29 protein-coding genes are annotated in these 16,182 nt (G+C 43.1%); 24 read left to right on the top strand and 5 right to left on the bottom strand.

Annotation, left to right across the window (positions count from 1 at the left end; translation table 11 throughout):
* Positions 1–36 precede the first annotated feature (36 nt).
* Positions 37–600 (top strand): SPOR domain-containing protein, encoded by a 564-nt coding sequence (locus tag ACMAZD_RS22415; RefSeq protein ID WP_435249532.1) that lies wholly within the window; start codon positions 37–39, stop codon positions 598–600.
* Between the two features lie 178 nt (positions 601–778).
* Positions 779–1,774 (top strand): D-alanine--D-alanine ligase, encoded by a 996-nt coding sequence (locus ACMAZD_RS22410; RefSeq protein ID WP_435249531.1) that lies wholly within the window; start codon positions 779–781, stop codon positions 1,772–1,774.
* Positions 1,775–1,919: 145 nt separating this feature from the next.
* Here the strand turns inward: ACMAZD_RS22410 and ACMAZD_RS22405 are convergent, their stop codons facing one another.
* Positions 1,920–2,888, bottom strand: a complete 969-nt coding sequence (locus ACMAZD_RS22405; RefSeq protein ID WP_435249530.1) for a tyrosine-type recombinase/integrase — start codon at positions 2,886–2,888, stop codon at positions 1,920–1,922.
* Positions 2,889–2,988: 100 nt separating this feature from the next.
* Between ACMAZD_RS22405 and ACMAZD_RS22400 the strand changes: the two genes are divergently transcribed.
* Both ACMAZD_RS22400 and yciH read left to right on the top strand, forming a co-directional pair.
* Positions 2,989–3,357, top strand: coding sequence for a DUF3319 domain-containing protein (locus ACMAZD_RS22400; protein ID WP_435249529.1), 369 nt, complete (start codon positions 2,989–2,991; stop codon positions 3,355–3,357).
* A 3-nt stretch (positions 3,358–3,360) separates the two neighbouring features.
* Entirely contained in the window at positions 3,361–3,672 is a 312-nt protein-coding gene (gene yciH / locus ACMAZD_RS22395) for a stress response translation initiation inhibitor YciH (protein ID WP_435249528.1), read from the top strand.
* A 270-nt stretch (positions 3,673–3,942) separates the two neighbouring features.
* Here yciH and ACMAZD_RS22390 read toward each other — a convergent pair whose 3' ends face one another.
* Positions 3,943–4,215, bottom strand: coding sequence for a helix-turn-helix domain-containing protein (locus tag ACMAZD_RS22390; RefSeq protein WP_076647672.1), 273 nt, complete (start codon positions 4,213–4,215; stop codon positions 3,943–3,945).
* A gap of 223 nt (positions 4,216–4,438) precedes the next feature.
* Between ACMAZD_RS22390 and ACMAZD_RS22385 the strand changes: the two genes are divergently transcribed.
* Together ACMAZD_RS22385 and ACMAZD_RS22380 are read left to right on the top strand one after the other, a co-directional pair.
* Complete coding sequence (locus ACMAZD_RS22385; RefSeq protein ID WP_108167705.1) at positions 4,439–4,624, top strand: hypothetical protein; 186 nt, start codon at positions 4,439–4,441, stop codon at positions 4,622–4,624.
* Between the two features lie 5 nt (positions 4,625–4,629).
* Positions 4,630–5,238, top strand: coding sequence for a hypothetical protein (locus ACMAZD_RS22380; protein WP_435249527.1), 609 nt, complete (start codon positions 4,630–4,632; stop codon positions 5,236–5,238).
* 595 nt (positions 5,239–5,833) lie between these two features.
* On the opposite strand, the gene ACMAZD_RS22375 is transcribed toward ACMAZD_RS22380, so the two are convergent.
* On the bottom strand, positions 5,834–6,787 hold the full coding sequence (locus tag ACMAZD_RS22375) for a hypothetical protein (RefSeq protein WP_435249526.1): 954 nt from the start codon (positions 6,785–6,787) through the stop codon (positions 5,834–5,836).
* Between the two features lie 96 nt (positions 6,788–6,883).
* Complete coding sequence (locus ACMAZD_RS22370; protein WP_372227842.1) at positions 6,884–7,429, bottom strand: hypothetical protein; 546 nt, start codon at positions 7,427–7,429, stop codon at positions 6,884–6,886.
* A gap of 273 nt (positions 7,430–7,702) precedes the next feature.
* Between ACMAZD_RS22370 and ACMAZD_RS22365 the strand changes: the two genes are divergently transcribed.
* The 18 genes from ACMAZD_RS22365 (at position 7,703) to ACMAZD_RS22280 (ending at position 15,741) form a co-directional block, all read left to right on the top strand.
* Positions 7,703–7,912 (top strand): transcriptional regulator, encoded by a 210-nt coding sequence (locus ACMAZD_RS22365; protein WP_004737993.1) that lies wholly within the window; start codon positions 7,703–7,705, stop codon positions 7,910–7,912.
* Entirely contained in the window at positions 7,909–8,163 is a 255-nt protein-coding gene (locus ACMAZD_RS22360) for a hypothetical protein (RefSeq protein WP_065607194.1), read from the top strand. Before ACMAZD_RS22365 ends, ACMAZD_RS22360 begins: the two co-directional genes overlap by 4 nt.
* Positions 8,160–8,516, top strand: coding sequence for a hypothetical protein (locus tag ACMAZD_RS22355; protein ID WP_102535740.1), 357 nt, complete (start codon positions 8,160–8,162; stop codon positions 8,514–8,516). The genes ACMAZD_RS22360 and ACMAZD_RS22355 overlap by 4 nt, the downstream gene beginning before the upstream one ends.
* A 13-nt stretch (positions 8,517–8,529) precedes the next feature.
* The gene (locus tag ACMAZD_RS22350) at positions 8,530–9,036 is read left to right on the top strand and encodes a hypothetical protein (RefSeq protein ID WP_435249525.1); all 507 of its coding nucleotides are present in this window, start codon (positions 8,530–8,532) and stop codon (positions 9,034–9,036) included.
* 126 nt (positions 9,037–9,162) lie between these two features.
* Positions 9,163–9,819, top strand: a complete 657-nt coding sequence (locus ACMAZD_RS22345; RefSeq protein WP_435249524.1) for an ATP-binding protein — start codon at positions 9,163–9,165, stop codon at positions 9,817–9,819.
* 252 nt (positions 9,820–10,071) lie between these two features.
* The gene (locus ACMAZD_RS22340; protein WP_050622393.1) at positions 10,072–10,875 is read left to right on the top strand and encodes a major capsid protein P2; all 804 of its coding nucleotides are present in this window, start codon (positions 10,072–10,074) and stop codon (positions 10,873–10,875) included.
* A gap of 10 nt (positions 10,876–10,885) precedes the next feature.
* The gene (locus ACMAZD_RS22335; RefSeq protein WP_050622392.1) at positions 10,886–11,161 is read left to right on the top strand and encodes a hypothetical protein; all 276 of its coding nucleotides are present in this window, start codon (positions 10,886–10,888) and stop codon (positions 11,159–11,161) included.
* Positions 11,162–11,170: 9 nt separating this feature from the next.
* Complete coding sequence (locus tag ACMAZD_RS22330) at positions 11,171–11,323, top strand: hypothetical protein (protein ID WP_435249523.1); 153 nt, start codon at positions 11,171–11,173, stop codon at positions 11,321–11,323.
* Positions 11,320–11,541: a hypothetical protein gene (locus ACMAZD_RS22325; protein ID WP_017106688.1), complete on the top strand. Its 222-nt coding sequence runs from the start codon at positions 11,320–11,322 to the stop codon at positions 11,539–11,541. The genes ACMAZD_RS22330 and ACMAZD_RS22325 overlap by 4 nt, the downstream gene beginning before the upstream one ends.
* Positions 11,538–11,948: a hypothetical protein gene (locus ACMAZD_RS22320; protein WP_435249522.1), complete on the top strand. Its 411-nt coding sequence runs from the start codon at positions 11,538–11,540 to the stop codon at positions 11,946–11,948. Before ACMAZD_RS22325 ends, ACMAZD_RS22320 begins: the two co-directional genes overlap by 4 nt.
* Complete coding sequence (locus ACMAZD_RS22315; protein ID WP_210499775.1) at positions 11,948–12,643, top strand: hypothetical protein; 696 nt, start codon at positions 11,948–11,950, stop codon at positions 12,641–12,643. Before ACMAZD_RS22320 ends, ACMAZD_RS22315 begins: the two co-directional genes overlap by 1 nt.
* Entirely contained in the window at positions 12,640–13,245 is a 606-nt protein-coding gene (locus ACMAZD_RS22310) for a hypothetical protein (protein ID WP_050622388.1), read from the top strand. The genes ACMAZD_RS22315 and ACMAZD_RS22310 overlap by 4 nt, the downstream gene beginning before the upstream one ends.
* Positions 13,242–13,514: a hypothetical protein gene (locus ACMAZD_RS22305; protein ID WP_076670468.1), complete on the top strand. Its 273-nt coding sequence runs from the start codon at positions 13,242–13,244 to the stop codon at positions 13,512–13,514. Before ACMAZD_RS22310 ends, ACMAZD_RS22305 begins: the two co-directional genes overlap by 4 nt.
* On the top strand, positions 13,507–14,352 hold the full coding sequence (locus ACMAZD_RS22300) for a hypothetical protein (protein WP_435249521.1): 846 nt from the start codon (positions 13,507–13,509) through the stop codon (positions 14,350–14,352). Before ACMAZD_RS22305 ends, ACMAZD_RS22300 begins: the two co-directional genes overlap by 8 nt.
* Before the next feature lie 98 nt (positions 14,353–14,450).
* Positions 14,451–14,678, top strand: a complete 228-nt coding sequence (locus ACMAZD_RS22295) for a phage tail assembly chaperone (RefSeq protein WP_372198236.1) — start codon at positions 14,451–14,453, stop codon at positions 14,676–14,678.
* Between the two features lie 17 nt (positions 14,679–14,695).
* Positions 14,696–15,115 carry a virion protein gene (locus ACMAZD_RS22290; RefSeq protein ID WP_065605204.1) on the top strand — a complete coding sequence of 140 codons (420 nt, stop codon included), beginning with the start codon at positions 14,696–14,698 and terminating at the stop codon, positions 15,113–15,115.
* Between the two features lie 91 nt (positions 15,116–15,206).
* Entirely contained in the window at positions 15,207–15,428 is a 222-nt protein-coding gene (locus ACMAZD_RS22285) for a hypothetical protein (protein ID WP_017105004.1), read from the top strand.
* Between the two features lie 145 nt (positions 15,429–15,573).
* Positions 15,574–15,741, top strand: coding sequence for a hypothetical protein (locus ACMAZD_RS22280; RefSeq protein ID WP_435249520.1), 168 nt, complete (start codon positions 15,574–15,576; stop codon positions 15,739–15,741).
* Here the strand turns inward: ACMAZD_RS22280 and ACMAZD_RS22275 are convergent.
* Positions 15,732–16,172, bottom strand: coding sequence for a DUF3653 domain-containing protein (locus ACMAZD_RS22275; protein ID WP_275245580.1), 441 nt, complete (start codon positions 16,170–16,172; stop codon positions 15,732–15,734). The two genes, ACMAZD_RS22280 and ACMAZD_RS22275, sit on opposite strands and share 10 nt — an antisense overlap.
* Positions 16,173–16,182: the final 10 nt, after the last annotated feature.

Genomic DNA, 16,182 nt, shown 5'->3' with positions numbered 1-16,182 from the left:
TTTATAGTAATTATTATTAAGGATATAGAGCTTTCCATGAAAAAATTTGCAATTGCGACTTTGCCACTGCTCTTGGCTGCATGTGTATCTGACGACTACGTGACTAATGTAACTTCAGATAGCTATCAAGAAGAGTACAAAACTGCCAAAGTTGAAGCTCCAGTTATATCTCAATCTGAGAAAACAGGCGTTGTTGAAGAAAATGTCGTCAACGTTATCAAGACTCAACCTGTTGAACAGAAAGTGACTCAAACGACTAGGGCTAAACCCGTTGCAGTAGTAACAGGCCCAACCAAGAAACAGCAAGACATGAACCAGCGTTTTGGTTACACAGTTCAAGTTGTTGCTGTTGGTAGCCAAACTAAAGTCGATTCTTTCGTGAAAATGCTACCAACGACTTCTCAACCAGTTTGGGAAAACTACAAAATGGTTAACGGCACTAAGTGGTTCACCGTCCTTTACGGTGATTACGCGACACGCTTAGAAGCTAAAAAGGCGATTTCAACTCTGCCGACCACTTTTCAAAACTTGAAGCCGTTCGTTAAGAGCATTGATGACATCAAAAACTCTGAATACCCAACGCTTAACAAGTTGAACTAAGTTTTAATTCATAAAGAGGGAGCAAAGGCTCCTTCTTTTTTTTAAGACGAACCGTTTTGTTTAATAGTTAATCGCTCGTTCTTTCGGACACAAATTTAACGTTCAAAACACTGTACCTATTTCGACTTTTGTTTATCATTGAAGTCAGTATTCCTAGTTTCAAGGACCGAATTTACCCATGAACACCACAAACATCCTTCTACTTTGCGGCGGTGGATCTTCAGAGCATGAAGTGTCTTTAGTTTCGGCCAATTACCTTTTTGAACAACTCAATAACGTTGCAGATTTTAACGTTGTAAGAGTTGAGATTAAAAACGAAGGCTGGTGTCTTGATTCAGGTGAATTGGTTTATCTCGATATCAACAATCAAGCTTTACGTGGCGATGAACTCGACTCAAAAGTAGATTTCATTGTGCCTTGTATTCACGGCTTCCCAGGCGAAACGGGTGACATCCAGTCACTGTTTGAACTGGCGAAAATTCCGTATCTAGGTTGTGGTTCTGAAGCAAGTAACAACAGCTTCAACAAGATCACGTCGAAGCTTTGGTATGACGCACTGGGCATTCCAAACACACCGTACCTGTTTCTATCAGACAACACAGATCAAACTCACTCACAAGCAACTCAAGCCTTTGAAAATTGGGGTAAAGTATTTGTGAAAGCGGCTCGTCAAGGTTCTTCTGTTGGCTGTTATCAAGTAAACCAAGTAGAAGATCTAAGCGAAGCGATCAATAAAGCGTTTACCTTCTCAGATCAAGTACTTGTCGAGAAGTCAGTCGTTCCAAGAGAACTGGAAGTTGCTGCGTATGAACTTGATGGTAAGCTTTATATCAGTAAGCCGGGCGAGGTGATTGCACCGAATGGCGCATTCTATTCTTATGAAGAGAAATACAGTGCAGATAGCCACTCAATGACTGAAGTGGAAGCAAGTAACCTAACTGACGAACAACGTGAATTGATTGCAGACAGCGCGCGTAAAGTTTTCTCTCAAATGAAGCTTCGTCACTTATCGCGTATCGACTTCTTCTTAACACAAGATAATGAGATCTATCTGAACGAAGTGAATACGTTCCCGGGTATGACGCCGATTTCTATGTTCCCTAAAATGGTCGAAAATGATGGGCCTAAATTTAGTCAGTTCTTAGAGAACTGCGTTAGAACAAGCCTTGCTTAGCTCATCTAATCACTCGTTATAAAGCTGAACCCAACAACGAGACGCTGACAAACTAATGCCTTGTGCTTTTTGCCAAGGCATTATTGTTTTTAATCTAGCCGTTATTAAAAGCCTAATTTCTAAAACAGGTTTTTAAAACTTGTAGTTACTGCCAGGGAAGAATCGCCTTAAACTTCATTTTTTCACGCTCTGCATTATCAAAATTGCCAACGTATTGAGCTGGCATCGCAGGGCTGAGCCAACGACCAAAGTCCTGAATCTCTCTTACCTTAAGACCTTGTTTCGACAACTCTTGTGCTGCGCCAACACGAATGGAATTGCCAGAAAAGTGATGATTTTCTGCTAGCTGTAGTAAATCACTCGCTCTGCGCAAGATCCGATAGATAGAAGAATCGTCCAAAGTTTTAAGTCCGATGTTTTCATGCTTATCTATCGCGCGAAAGACCGGTAAATCATCTTGTGTTCCAGTAAATGCAAGCCAACGCTCGAGTGCAACACTCGCGACTTGTGAAAGCTGATACACAGAATCTTTAATCGTTATCTGATAATCACTGTCGGTACTCTCAACATCACTGGTCGATAACAACTTTAGTTCTGAACGCTTTAAAGCACACTCGAACATCACATTATAAATAGCGATATCGCGAATCTCTATTAAGTTTGCTTTATCATGTAAAAGCAGCGTGTTCAATTCAGTCAGGTGTTTCGATGTCATTGCACTGGTTTGCTTAGCATCACCGGCCATTTGAGCTTGTAAGTGGAGTAGGGTAAAGCGAACTTGCCGATGCTTGATAGGGTTAGCGAAACCAAGCACAGTGTGCAACAAACTAAGTGTTGCAGTGTAACGTTTCAACGATGCGTATTTTCTGTTATTGGATTCAGTCTCTAAGAAACGACGAATTGCCGTTACAGAGGCAGGAAGAGTATTAATGCGTTTTTTAGTACAGAACGCGTGGTAGCGATTCCAATCACAGTAGATTCCCAACAGTGAGTTGCGAGAGTATTGGTATCCTGTTAACTCATCTATAATTTCAACTGACGCATTGCTGTTTAATTTTTCGACAAATGAATTAATTGTCATAGAGTCAGACAAAATAGGGATTTTTTTTCTCAAATTACCGTACCTTAACAGGTTTTTTTGTCATGTTATGCTTGATATCATAAAAAGTATACTTATGATTAATACTGTGAAAACAAAAAGATGATCAATAGATATGGCTAATTCAATTTACCGTAGCGTCCATCTACAAACGATGGATGCGAATAACACCATTTGGCGTGCAAAGTTAAAAAACAATGTTATTCAGGGCAACCTAGCTGCTGTGAAGAAGAGTATTGATTGGTGGATTGACACCGCGTCTATTATTGACCCTAAAGAGTTCACTGCATTAAATAAGTCGAGAGGAACTGATGGTCTAACTGAAAACTTCAATGGCTATCAGATCAAGAATGACACCGGTGAGCCTAACGCTTGGTATTGCATGTTTAACGGTCGCTTAATTAAAGGCGGCAAGATTGCAATCCAGCGTCATATAGAAGCTTACTTACTCGCAAAACAAAAAGCAGAGCAACAAAAGAAGTAAATTATGAGCCTAGTATATTCAACAGAGACAGGTCGTATCACACCTGAAGAAGAGAAAGTCCAACGTCCTAAAAGCGATGGTATTGTTCGAATCCAAAAAGAAACCAAAGGCCGCAAAGGCAAAGGCGTTTCTGTCGTAACGGGCTTAGACCTAGATGACGCTCCATTAAAACTAATGGCTGCAGAACTTAAAAAAGTGTGCGGCTGCGGCGGCTCAGTAAAAGATGGCAACATCGAGATTCAAGGCGACGCGCGTGACAAGATAAAAGCGCACCTTGAAAAGAAAGGCTATAAAGTTAAATTCTCAGGCGGTTAATCTCTTCTACCTAATACCAAGGTTAAAATCGAAGATTATTATCACTGTATATTAGGTATTTTATGGTAAATAGTCATTATGGTTAAATATACAGTATAAATCAGACAATATCGACACCGAATAAAGGCAGGGCATCACACAAAGACACCTGCCTTATTAATACCAAAACAAATTTAACATAACGTACATAATACGCAGTGGGATAGGCAAAAAATAAAGGCATCTTTCTTAATTAAATCAATCAGATACCCTTACTTTTTGCCTATCAAATTATGCTGTTTTTTTGTCTTCAATCACTCGTTCAATTACTTCAATTGTACGTTGATTCTTAGACCTTTCGGCTAGGATGGCTAACAAAGTAAGGTCTACGTCTAATCCCAACATTTCTGCTATTTCACATGCTAGATCGTCACTCATTGTCGTGCCATTTCGCCAATTTTGTACCGTTGTGTGTCCAATCCCTAGTACTTTTGCAACTTCTCTAGTGCTATGTACCTGTTTTAATTCACATAAACGGTTTAATAAATCTAAGGTTGTTATCATTTTTTCACCTCCTCGGACAAGGATAATCCATACCGTCACTGTACCGTTAGTATGTACAGCAAAGTTGAAATGAACTTTAATACACTTCGTCAAGTCGGGAGACTTTGCGAACATCCTTTAAGCCCCCTAATTGATTCGAAGCTTTTATGGGGGCTGTCTGAAAAATGAGTGATGTTCCAAGGCTTTAAGTATTGACCAGACTTATTAAAAAAGGATCAACACCATGTCAAATCAACGTAAAACCCCTGTCGATATAATCAAAGACCGCATGGAAGTGTTACAGAAACACAGTGACGAATACCAAGCAAACCCGTCTTTAACCTCGCATACCAAAGAAGCATCGGCTAATTATTACCGTGGCGCTTTGAACGAACTTTTCCGCCTAACAAAAATGCTTGGTACGGACTAACTCACATGAGTATGTACGACTTAACCAAAAAACAGCGTAAAGACCGCCCACTGGCGGCTCTCAATCGCTCTGTTTTGGATAAGATTGTTAAATGTCCATCTAGTTCTATAGCTTTCCTTACAGCTAATGGCCGTGGCGTTCGTAAGAGCTTTGCTCGTGATATTGCGATCGTAATGAAAGCCTTAGTAAACGAAATGTGCCTAAGCTCAAATAAGATTGGCGTCGCAACAAAGGACGGCTTTGCTTTGCGTTCTTGGGGTTACATTGCTGATATCTGCGATTTCCCTATCTGGCGTGTTAAACAGTGCGTCAAGTTCGCGTTTAACAAAGGTTGGATCACATCCAAACAACCTAGAGAAACCTACACAGGCAAAGACAACCTGCAAAAATGGCGCGGCCTAGCGTCTATTAAACGAGTAACAGACGCATATTTTCACGATATCGGTATCTTTGAACAGTACAAAGAAGCCAAGACCGCGTCTAAACGTTGGCTTAAAACCTTTGCTAACCGCATTGGCCGTCCAGTGAAATACATTCAAACCCCAATTACACTGCTACGCAGACGCCGCAAAGAAGCGGCAGAAGCTAAGAAACCAATCCCAATACCACAATAGCCTAAACTCTTTTCTATGCGCCTTAACTGGCGTTATTTGCGATCTATCAACGCAATTCCTATCTTAAATTGGCTCATTATGGCCGTTCTCACCATTTATTTCACTCTAACTTATCCACAAGTAGGTTGTTTTTCAATCGCTTGAGGTTGGCATTTTCTCGATCTCGTTTGGCTTGTGCAAAAGTCGCGTATATATGGATCTAAACTACTCCTAGTTCTTACTACCATTCCCTACTCTATTTACTTAGCCCGCATAGTCTTCGACTAGAACCATGATATTAAGGATAGTAATGGTATTAATGCTTTTACCCCCTCGAAACTCGGGGATAAGTTAATGAAGCGGCCTTTCTTAGTCGCAAGCGACTTGCGGCCTTGTGCGCCTGTGGACGAAACACAACGAAAGAATGGTAACTCTACAGATTGGGATAGGATGGACGTGATTCTAAGAGCCTATCGCTACGCGATGATTCTAGCAGGTGGAAAAGGCTAGATTTTAGAACGGATAAAATAAAGGCCACATCACGAGATGTGGCCTTTATGTATTTAGTATCACTCAGAAGCTTAAACAGAGTATCAACTTGCTCAAGCAAAAAAGCTTAACAACTACTTTCTACCTTCATTTTGATTTTCTCAATCAGTTCAGGAGTAAAGGAATTATTAGTGTTTATTGAATTAAGTATGATTTCAGCTTGTTGAGAACAGTCATCTTTTGATTTATCTAGTTCAGCAAGTTCAGAGATAGAGAGGTATTTCGGAAGCAGTTCAAAAAGTGCATCTCTGCTATGAGTCTTTGCTTCAATCATGTTCCAGCGGAAATAGTTTTCTACACCTTGCAACGAAGAAACGTTCGTATGGTGTGAGGAAATCATTGGCTCATACTCACTAGCAAATGCTTCCTTGAACCAAGCATAATAAGCTTGAACACGTCCTAGATAATCACTGTAGGTATTATATACATCAACTTTAGCATTGTTTTTCTTGAAATATTCGCGAGCTGCCAGATTCCAATCGCTAAATCCTTGAATATCTTCTTGATGAAAGTAGAAATGTACGTTACGTGTTTTATTAACAAAATCTCTTTTTAATACCCAGCTAGCCTCTGCAAGCTTAACATGACTGATCTCATTACGTAGTTCTTGAAGAAATTCATGTAAACCATCCTCGCCAATAATTTCAAGACGTTTTTTGTTTGTATCAGGTACTGGGAATTGTGTTGATAATTTTCTAAAGTTACCAACCACCCCCATCACTGCAGAAGAGGCACTAAATATTGCTTTACGTATTTCTAATTCTCTAACTTTTCGTTTGGCATCATAAGTCGGGTACCAAAAGTCATCTATTTTTGTCTCTTCACCAAATATCTTAATATGTTCTAAAACATCGTTTAAACAAGATTCGAGAAGTTCAACATAAGTAAGAAAATCAGAATACTCCTTCCATAATTTCGCACCTTTTGTTTGGTTTACTAACTCTATGGTTTGTGCGAAATCTTGAACGTAGGCACATTTAATCTCTGAGACTGACCACAACTCTTTATCTCTATTCAACATTTTAACTATTCCTTTCCAATAGCGACAAGAACGTCACCTGTCATTAAACACAAACAAAAAAACCTACAAAATTGACTTGTGAACCTTATCGCTTTGTTAAGCAGAAAGGTCTTCGTATGTTTTCGCTATGGCTTTATGAAATTTACGTTGTGCAGAAGATACTCGTTCTTTATACGCACAAATTTCATTATAATTTGGATACTTCTTTTGAAAAAAGAGGATATCCCTAAGTTCACCTTCTAGGTTAGAACAGTCTACAAACGCTATTCCTGCAGGGTTAGCATTAAGCAAACGTAATTTAGATTTGATGGATTCCTTCGACGACCATTGTTCTACTAGAATATTATCTTTAGCTTTAATTGATCTAATTTGACTGGACGTTAGCTCAACCATTTCAATATCATACTGCAGCGTTTTAGTGATACCTGCAATTTTCGAGACCACCGATATCCATGCAATAAAATATGCATCTGCTTGCTCAGATATCTCTTCAATTAGTTTAACTTTATGCTCAAGCATGAACTTCTTTTTGTCCGATTTATGTGCAAATTTAATACCTAGATACGTAAAGCATCCGGTAATCAAAGAACCAAACCCTATTTTTACCGCAGTATCTACTACATCTACCCATTCTTTAGCCATTTTTGTATACACCTATCCCAGTTTATGCTCAGCGTTATTAATATTCGATGGGTGCGTTTTTTAGCAATCTAGTTGGTTACCACACCCTTATAAGCAACTAAATTATCACAGAAAAATGACTCAATGACCATCAGCCATAACCCAAAACCGAGGGGTTAACATTACCACTAAGACATATAAAACAAGTACCCTACCCATAAGAACCATGTATAATATCAATCGTTCGTAAAACCTCCGGCTTGTTTCTTTTAACGTCAGTTAAGGCAACGAGCTATGGAACCATCCAAATATAAGTACCCTATTACGGCTAAACTGATACGTGATGCACGTTTACGTTCTGGCCTACAACAGAAAGACTTCATTTCTCAAAACAACCTTGAAATCACTCAAGCTACCTTTTCGCGTTGGGAAACGGGACAGGCGCAAGTGCCTGCTAATGTCCTGCTAAAGCTTGGCTTAGTTAGCGAGGCCATTGTCCTATGAGCCTCAAAAAACAGTTCACCCAAATCATAAACGGCATCAAAGAATCGCGCCGCGTTCTCGAGGACGCGTCTCCAGATTGGCCGAAAATATCCCCTCTTAAATTGGTCGGTACCGTAAAGGAATACGCGATCACAAACTTCGAAGCTGCCCGCGATATCTTCGACAGCAAAGTGGCCGCGCTCGAAAACCTACAGCAACAAATCGATGAACTACGCGAACAGCTCAAGCAGATTCAAGGAGAAGAACAATGATTCTAGGTTATGTGAAATGCACCGCCCCTAATTGCAATGAAGCGATGGAAGTCAGCCAGTGCAGCGGTAAACGTTCGGCCTACCTAAAGGGACGTTGTCACGTTTGTAAGTGTACGGAGCAGCGCAGCAATGCCAATACTCAAGACTATCTAAAGCAGCACAAGCCTTTAGAGGAATTGAACCCTGCCCCCGTTGAGCAAACCGAAGAACTCGAAGTTCTGCAGGAAGCCCTAACCGAACCCCCTAAGAGTGATACAGAGCCAAAAGGCGTATCAACTTTATTTTGCGCTGGCATCGGTGCATTCATTGGCTTAACCCTTGGTAAAGCCGTCACTGTTTTACGAGCTGTATAAGGACACCCTACCCATGAAAAAACAAAACACACCAGAACTCGATCAACCTGTCATCGATGCTGAAGAAATTGAAACGCACACAGAGCAAGACAAAAGCGAGTTCCTAGAAGAACTAGAAAATGAGTTCGACCCGCAAGCCGCGTTAGACAAAGCAGATGAAAAAGCCGAAGCGGTAAACGCTCAACAGCTTGCGCTAGAAGCAACACAAGAAACCGTTCTTGTCGGTGTTGGCATGGCTGACTTCGCTGTAAAAGAAATGCTCGATGAACGTCTAGAGATTGGTGAAGACAACGCCCACGCATTGGCAAAAGCCGCAGCACCGGTGATTTTAAAATACAACGTTGCGCCTCCACCCTGGGCGGTGAAATACAAGGAAGAGATTTCCTTGGGTATGGTGGCTCTCAGCATCACCGCTTCGCTCTATCTTCAGCACCGCAGCCTGAAAAAAGCCGATAAGCAAGCGGCCATCGATGCAGCTAACGAAGCGCAGAAAGAAAAAGAGCAACACACCGCTCATTAAGCCTTTAAGTGATACAAATCACACTTAATACATATCTAACCCGCTTGGTGTTAGGCATCTAAGGCACATAAAGCAGTAACACTAAGGCCGCCCACTTTCGGGCGGTCTTTTTTTTTAGGGTTAGATATGGAACCAATCAACAATAACAACGCACTTGATAACCACCATGCCTACATTGTCGGCATGTCGGGTTCGGGTAAATCGTCCTTAGCCAAAAAACTGCTTATCTCATCGACTGACCAAGTCGCCATTTACGATCCAAAACGTGAATATGACGGCCTTATCGTAGGCCGAAAGATTCGTGTTTATGGCAAATTACGCACGTTCGCCAGTGCGTTAATGGCCGGACGAGAAACCAAGCAAGGCTTTAAGATAGCTTATCGCCCCTCAGAGCCTTGTGCTAAAGACTTCGATCTGTTTTGCCGTGTAGTGTGGAGTTGTGGCGATGGGAAGCACAAGAAGCCGCTCAAGGTCATTTGTGAAGAAGTCGCGGAGAACTCGACAAGCTCAGGTAAAGCAACGGGTTACCATGGCAAGCTGCTTCGCCTTGGTCGCTCTTACAACATTCACACCATCAACCTATTCCAACGTGGCCAAGAAGTACCAAAGACCATCATCGATAACTGTGAATATGGCTACATCATGCTAACGAAGACGCCCAAGAGCCGTCGATACTTAGAAGACCTCACCGGAATATGTGCCAATGAACAGTCAAAATTAGTCAAATTTGACTACTTCAAGCAATACGGCGTGGTCGTTGAAAAAGGCCGCATCCGTTGGTAAATGTGAAATAAATCACACTTAATGCATATCTAAGGTACATAACCATTAGGCATCGAAGGCACATAAAGCAGTACCAATAAGACCGTCCACTACCGGACGGTTTTTTATTGGAGCAAATCTAAGAATGAAATTGAATGCAAAAAACATTGGCATCATTGCAGGTATCGCGGCAATCGTTGCAGCGGGTATGGTCTGGGCGTCAAACAACGTTGACGCTGTCGAAGACACAATTGGTTAAGGGAGTTAGATACTATGTCGACTCCAACCAAACTTAACTCATTCACAGGTACAGGCTACGGTGAGAAAGCAACGCTTACCCTACCTATCGGCCCTACTTACGAAGAGATTTTCCTTGAAACGAATCTCAGTGCCGCGCAGCTAAAACGCATCACTATCACATTGAACGCGGATGAAATTATCGTGCTCGATGGTGAGCTGATTAAGGCACTAGAAGCTTACAAAGGCCTAGCGCAAACCGAAGGCTTTTTCACAATTCCGCTTGCTGATATTAGTGCAAAAACTAAAAACGGTGTTCGCTACACAGGCCTTGTGACTGAATCGGGCGATAACATAACACTCGAAGTCGAAGTTGCAGCAACTAGCCAAGAAAACGCCCCCTCTATCCAGTTACAAGCATGGGCGACCGTGTCAGCTCGTCAGGCCGTTCGTGTACTTGTGCCAAAAATCAAAAAGCAAACCATGCAAGCGTCATCGACTGAAAACGAATTTCTCGAATTGATTTCGGGTCCGTTGCAGTTAGTACGCCGCATGCACTTTATGAGCGGCGAAATTCACGCGCTTCAAATTCACCGTGATTTTGTGAAGGTGTTTGATTCTTCAAAAGCTCTTGAAGAAATGCGCGCCAAGCGTAACCGCCGTTTCTGGCAAGCTGACTGTTTCCACTTCGATCCAATCATGCGCGGTTTCTACATCGATGAGCTGTTTCCAACCGCACATAGCTCAGAGCTGAAATTTACGGTGAAGACCAAACAGCCTGTCGGTTCAATTCCTATCATCGTTGAATCGGTAGAAGTCGTTCGCCCTGACTTAGTGTAAGGAGAAGCGTTTGTCTTTTTTAGAAGATTTAGGGAATTTCGGTTCCGGCATGTTGGACGACGTGGGTGAAGGTTTTGGAAGCATTATCAAAACCGCCACCACAAGCGACCACTCAAAAAACGCAGCGACCACCCAACAACCGCAACAGCCAATCAAAGATAACAACGGCAACGCAGTGACAGGGTCACACAGACCACAAGACAACGACAAAACGTTGTTGTATGTGGGCGGCGGTGTCGGTGTCGCCTTGCTGCTAACGGTGATCGTTGTTGTCGCAACGAGATAAGGAGAAGGTATGCCATTAATTGTGGTGCTTCCCCTTATTGCGGGTGGTCTTGGGTTTGGCGCGGGATTTTGGTCAGGCTCAAGTGCTACGAAACTATTAAAAGTCGCCGCTGTAGGTGGCGGCTGTTATGTGGCTTATCGAGTCATTAAGGGGGGCAAATGATACCGGGTATCGGCGGCGGTTTAAGCGCGGGCGGCTCAATGCCTATCAGTGCAGGTGGCGGTGCTGCGGGACCAAGTGAAGCTACGGGTACTAACTCTATTGGTGGTGTTCGTAACGGCTCTATCAATTTTGGTGGCAGTGCGGGACAAAACCTTGCTCAAAACTTGCCAATGGTTCTATTGGCAGCAGTGATTGCGTGGGTGGCGTTTAAACGATGAAATTTATCTTAATGAAACCAACCCGCGCAGACATCAAAGCACAGTTTTCACTGATTAAACCTGCGTTTAATGGTGTGCACTGTGCGAAAGCTGAATACGAATTTTGCTGTGAATCCGTGAACAACAAGCAAGCGAGCTTTTACCACTTAACGGGTAATGGTGTGTCTGTTCGCTTCGTTGGCTTAGTGAACAGCGACAACGAGTATTTGATATTGGCCATGACTGGTAAGGGATTAATCAAAGCCGCTCCATACATTATTGAGGCGGTGAAATCTCAAGGTTATAAAGCCATTAAATATCATACGGTTCGTGCAGGTATGGCGCGTGTTCTTAAATCGTTTGGGTTTGCTGTCACAGGCAAAACGGAGCATGACTCTACCCTTACGCTGACATTGGAGAAATGCTAATGGGTGGCGGCGGTAGAAGTTCAAGTGCGAACACAACCAACACAACAAATACAAGCGGCACCAGTGCGATTAGCGGGGATAACCTTGGGATCGTTCTCTCTGGCATCAATGGCAACGTTGGCAATATTTCGATGACTGACCACGGCTCAGTAAGAGCCGCATCAGAAATCGCAAAAAATGCCATGAACAGCAACAGTGCCGCTATGAGAGAAGCATCAAAGCTTGGCTCTGACGCACTAAAAGCTAATGAGCGAGCCGTTGATAAGTCTCTGGATTTTGGGCGCGATGCGCTCAAGTCAAACGAAAGCGTGAGCAAAGAAGCGCTTAGATCCAATGAGAGTGTCAGTAAAGAGGCGCTTAAATCGAATCAAGAGTCGCTAAAGTCGGCATTGAACTCTGGACAAGAATCACTCGCTAAAGCGTTAGATTTTGGTCGTGATTCCATGAAAGAAAATGGCGATGTTAGCAAAAAGGCAATGGACAACATGCGACAGAACAGCGCAGAAACAACGTCCGCCATTAAAGCGATGGCTACGCAGTCGGGAGAAAACGCCCGAGCTGCTTTAGCCATGGCAGAAAATACCGCCTCACGCTCTCAAACAGGCAGTGCCGGAGAAATGTCAAAAGTCGCTATTGCTTTCGCGGTAGTGGTTGGATTAGGTCTGGTCACTATGGCCGCTAAGGGGGCGAGATGAAACAGCTAACCCTTAAGGCAAACGAAGAAAAACGTTTTGGTGTCGGCTCTGATAAATGGCTCATTGTTCGTGAGTCACAAGAGTACCTTTACGTTCGCAGTGATAACGGCGAGAAAATCCGAGTCGATGCGGGAGACACGTTAGATATCGCTAGCTTTAAAGAGCTTGAGATTATCAACCCTCACGCTTCATCGATTCGCGTGGTGTATCAGCTAACAAAGCGCGATCTAAAAACCACACCACCTGCACTAGTGAAGTTCGCCCAATCATTGGCCGTCAGTGAAATACGTTCAGTCGTGACCACTCGACCAGAAACGGCGCAACGCTTCATTAGTCGTGATCACTTGGTGATTAACCCAAACCAAAAGAAACGCTTGTTCAATGCTTCAGTCACACGACTAGAAGCCATTATCCAAAACATTAGCGATACGGAAGTAGAAGCAATGCTTGGTGATAGCAACGTTTCCGCTGTTGTGGGTTTACCGATTATGGGAGACAGAAAAGCTCCTGCAGGAATGACCGTTACAGGTGGTGGTGAGCTTTGGGCGTATAACAACAGCAACACACCTTTAAAACTGGCAATGATGGAGGTTCATCGATGAGCCACCTTATGCCCCGTCGAGTGGTCGTGAAATGCGATCCACTCACGGAACATCTTAAAAACTTACAGCCTGAACAAGTAGACGCCCTGCTAATGATGCAAGGCATCTACAGCAATCAGGTGGCATTAAGTGCGGCCGTTGTATCGATACAACGCCATGCTTTCAACTCAGATAATGACGTTCACGAACTGGCCGACAGTGTGGCAGCGAATACGCTCCCTCGCCTACAGCACGTAGCGGAAGAAATGGAGAAAGAACTCAATGAGTGACTTTACGGCAATCGGGCAATTGGTGAACGAAGCCCGAAACCTACTAGATAGCATCAAGGGCGGTGCTATTCGAACGATGCAAACGCAGTTTGATACGTTGAAGCAAGTGATTACGACTGATGGAGCAAAAGTTGTTTCGGATGTTGATTCACTTGGTCGCGGTAAGTTGCAACAACTTGATGCTGAACTCGCACGAGTTAAGCAAGGTGTTGATATTCAAGCGCTAGGTGGCCAAGGGCGCTACGTCACTGAAATTACGGTGAACGGCGACAAGGATACTTTTTACCCTGTTAGTTTCCGTATGGACAAAAACGGTGAAACTGAGATTCAGATTTATCGTAATTACGCTTGGAACCGCAAAGGCGCATCAGATGAAAGTGACTTTGATACGAGCCATGTAGCGGGTGTTTTAGTTGCTTTACGTGGTCAAACTTATGCATGGGACGGGAACGCAAACTACCTTCGAACAGTCGTGAATTATCAACGCTATCGTCAATGCGTAGCGGCTGTGGGTTTTCAAGCTTATTGCCAAGCCGAAAAGTTAGATCCTTCAGGTCCCGATACTGCCTATAACAAAGCGGGCTTGGGGTATGTGGCTAAGATTGACTCCGGCTTTATGTTACGTGGAGGTAAGTTGAAATATCAAATTATCTCAAACAAGCCAATCCAATTTTCTTTGTTGAATGACGGTGATGTTATAGCGAGCAGCGGAGCCTCAAACACTAACGTTAAGTGGGTAGCGAAAACAATGCCATTAGCTTCTGCAGAGACTGGCGACCGAGCAAACAAACACTCAACAACTTACATCGGCTACAACAAGCCAGAGGTGAAAGCATGATTAAACAATTAACGGTTAATTCAGAAACCCTAATTAACGTTCCTGCGGATAAAGCAATTCTTATTGAACTTGGTTTAACAGAGTTGGAAGCCGACAGCATATTAACCGAGCATGAAAGTGCTCAAGAGTTAATTGCCATTCGAGAGCATCGAGCTCCTTTATTGGTTGAGGCTGATCACTTGGTCAATCTTGCATTGGACAGTGAAGTTGAAATCACACCATTTCGCCAGTATCGCCAACAACTACGCGATATTACTCAAACCTATAAAACGCTTAAGGATGTGGTATGGCCTCAAAAACCATCATTGCCGCAAGCGTCTGCATAATTGGGGGGCTAGCCTACATGACATATAGAAAAACTCTGCCGCGTGGTGTGCGTAACAACAACCCACTAAACATTCGTGAGTCCAAAGGTGATCGTACTCAGTGGGACGGTGAGCACCTGCTCGACCTCGATAAAAGCTTCGAAGAGTTCAAGCACCCTGTTTATGGGTTTCGAGCGGGGGCGCGTGTTCTTCGCAGCTACTCACGACAAGGTTTTCGAACCTTGAGTGAAATTATCAACCGTTTCGCACCGTCAATTGAGAACGATACCGAGCTGTATATCAAACACGTTAGTGAGTGGACAGGCATCGGGCGCAATCAGGTTGTCGATGTTAACAACAACGAACAGCTGGCAAAGCTCTTACATGCGATGAGTCGTAAGGAAGTCGGTAACTATTACGGTTTAAGCATGGCGCGTGAAGGAGTTGCCATGGCATGACCAAAGAAGACTACAAGAAAATAGCAATTACCGTTGTGGGTGGCGTTCTCGCCGCCTACACCATTAAGTTTTTAAAAGGAAAAAAACTACTATGAAAACGTTTTTAAAAGAGAACCTTTGCATCGACCTTGACCAACCATCCACAAAAAAAGGCATTGCCTTAGTCGGTGCAGGTATTGCCCTAGCCACAGGTAACCCAGAGTTTCTAACAGCAACGGTTACAGATGCAGGTGTTCAATATGGCGGCTTAATTGGTACGGTTGTACCGCTAGCCATGGGACTATGGGAAGCCTTTCGCAAAGAGTGGGACTAATGGAGTATCAAACTATATTAGTGTTTGCGCTTAGTTCGCTTTTCTCTGGAATCGGTGTAGGTATGACATTAAAAACTGATGTGAAATGGCTACGAGTTATGCTCGAAAAGATGGACGAGCGTGTAACGAGATTAGAAAACAGATCATGAAACGTTATTATCTAGTGGTTATACCGGTTCTATTGCTTAGCTCTCTCGGCGTCTATGCCAGTACTAAGCGTAAACGAAACTTCACAGACTATGATGCAAGTAAGCTACCAGATCCTAAAGGCAATAAGATCCCAAACCTAAGCAAGTTTATCGATCAATTATAAAGCTCGTTTCTACGAGCTTTATTTTTAACGGTGCGTTTAATCTCTTGCTGCTTAAGCTTAAACCGTCTCTTTTTTTTTCGTCTAAATTGAACAACATTAGATGCCGTTTCAAAACTCATCTTGATATCTAGCTCCATGAGGTCATACGCTGATAACTCACGCCCTCCAGGAGTGTAAAGAATATCACCACGAACTTTAAACCCTCGCCATGACTTTGTAGTCGGTAGGTACCCACGGTGCATTATCAAAAGCAGTCGAATAACCGACAAAGGCCAATTGCCCCGACTCTGCCAGTTTTTAACGGTTTGAGGCGTTACACCAAAATAGGCAGCTGCTTCGTCACGTCCTTCAAAATGCCATAACAGCAGATCGTTAACCTGATTGATGTACAGCCCGTTATTGAATAGCTCTTCTTTTATCTTCTTTTTCATGTGATCTAAG

Origin of the sequence: Vibrio sp. nBUS_14 (assembly GCF_051201655.1) — a bacterium.
Classification (GTDB): domain Bacteria; phylum Pseudomonadota; class Gammaproteobacteria; order Enterobacterales; family Vibrionaceae; genus Vibrio.
Note: the sequence above shows the minus strand (reverse complement) of the source record. Positions and strands in the feature narration are given on the sequence as shown.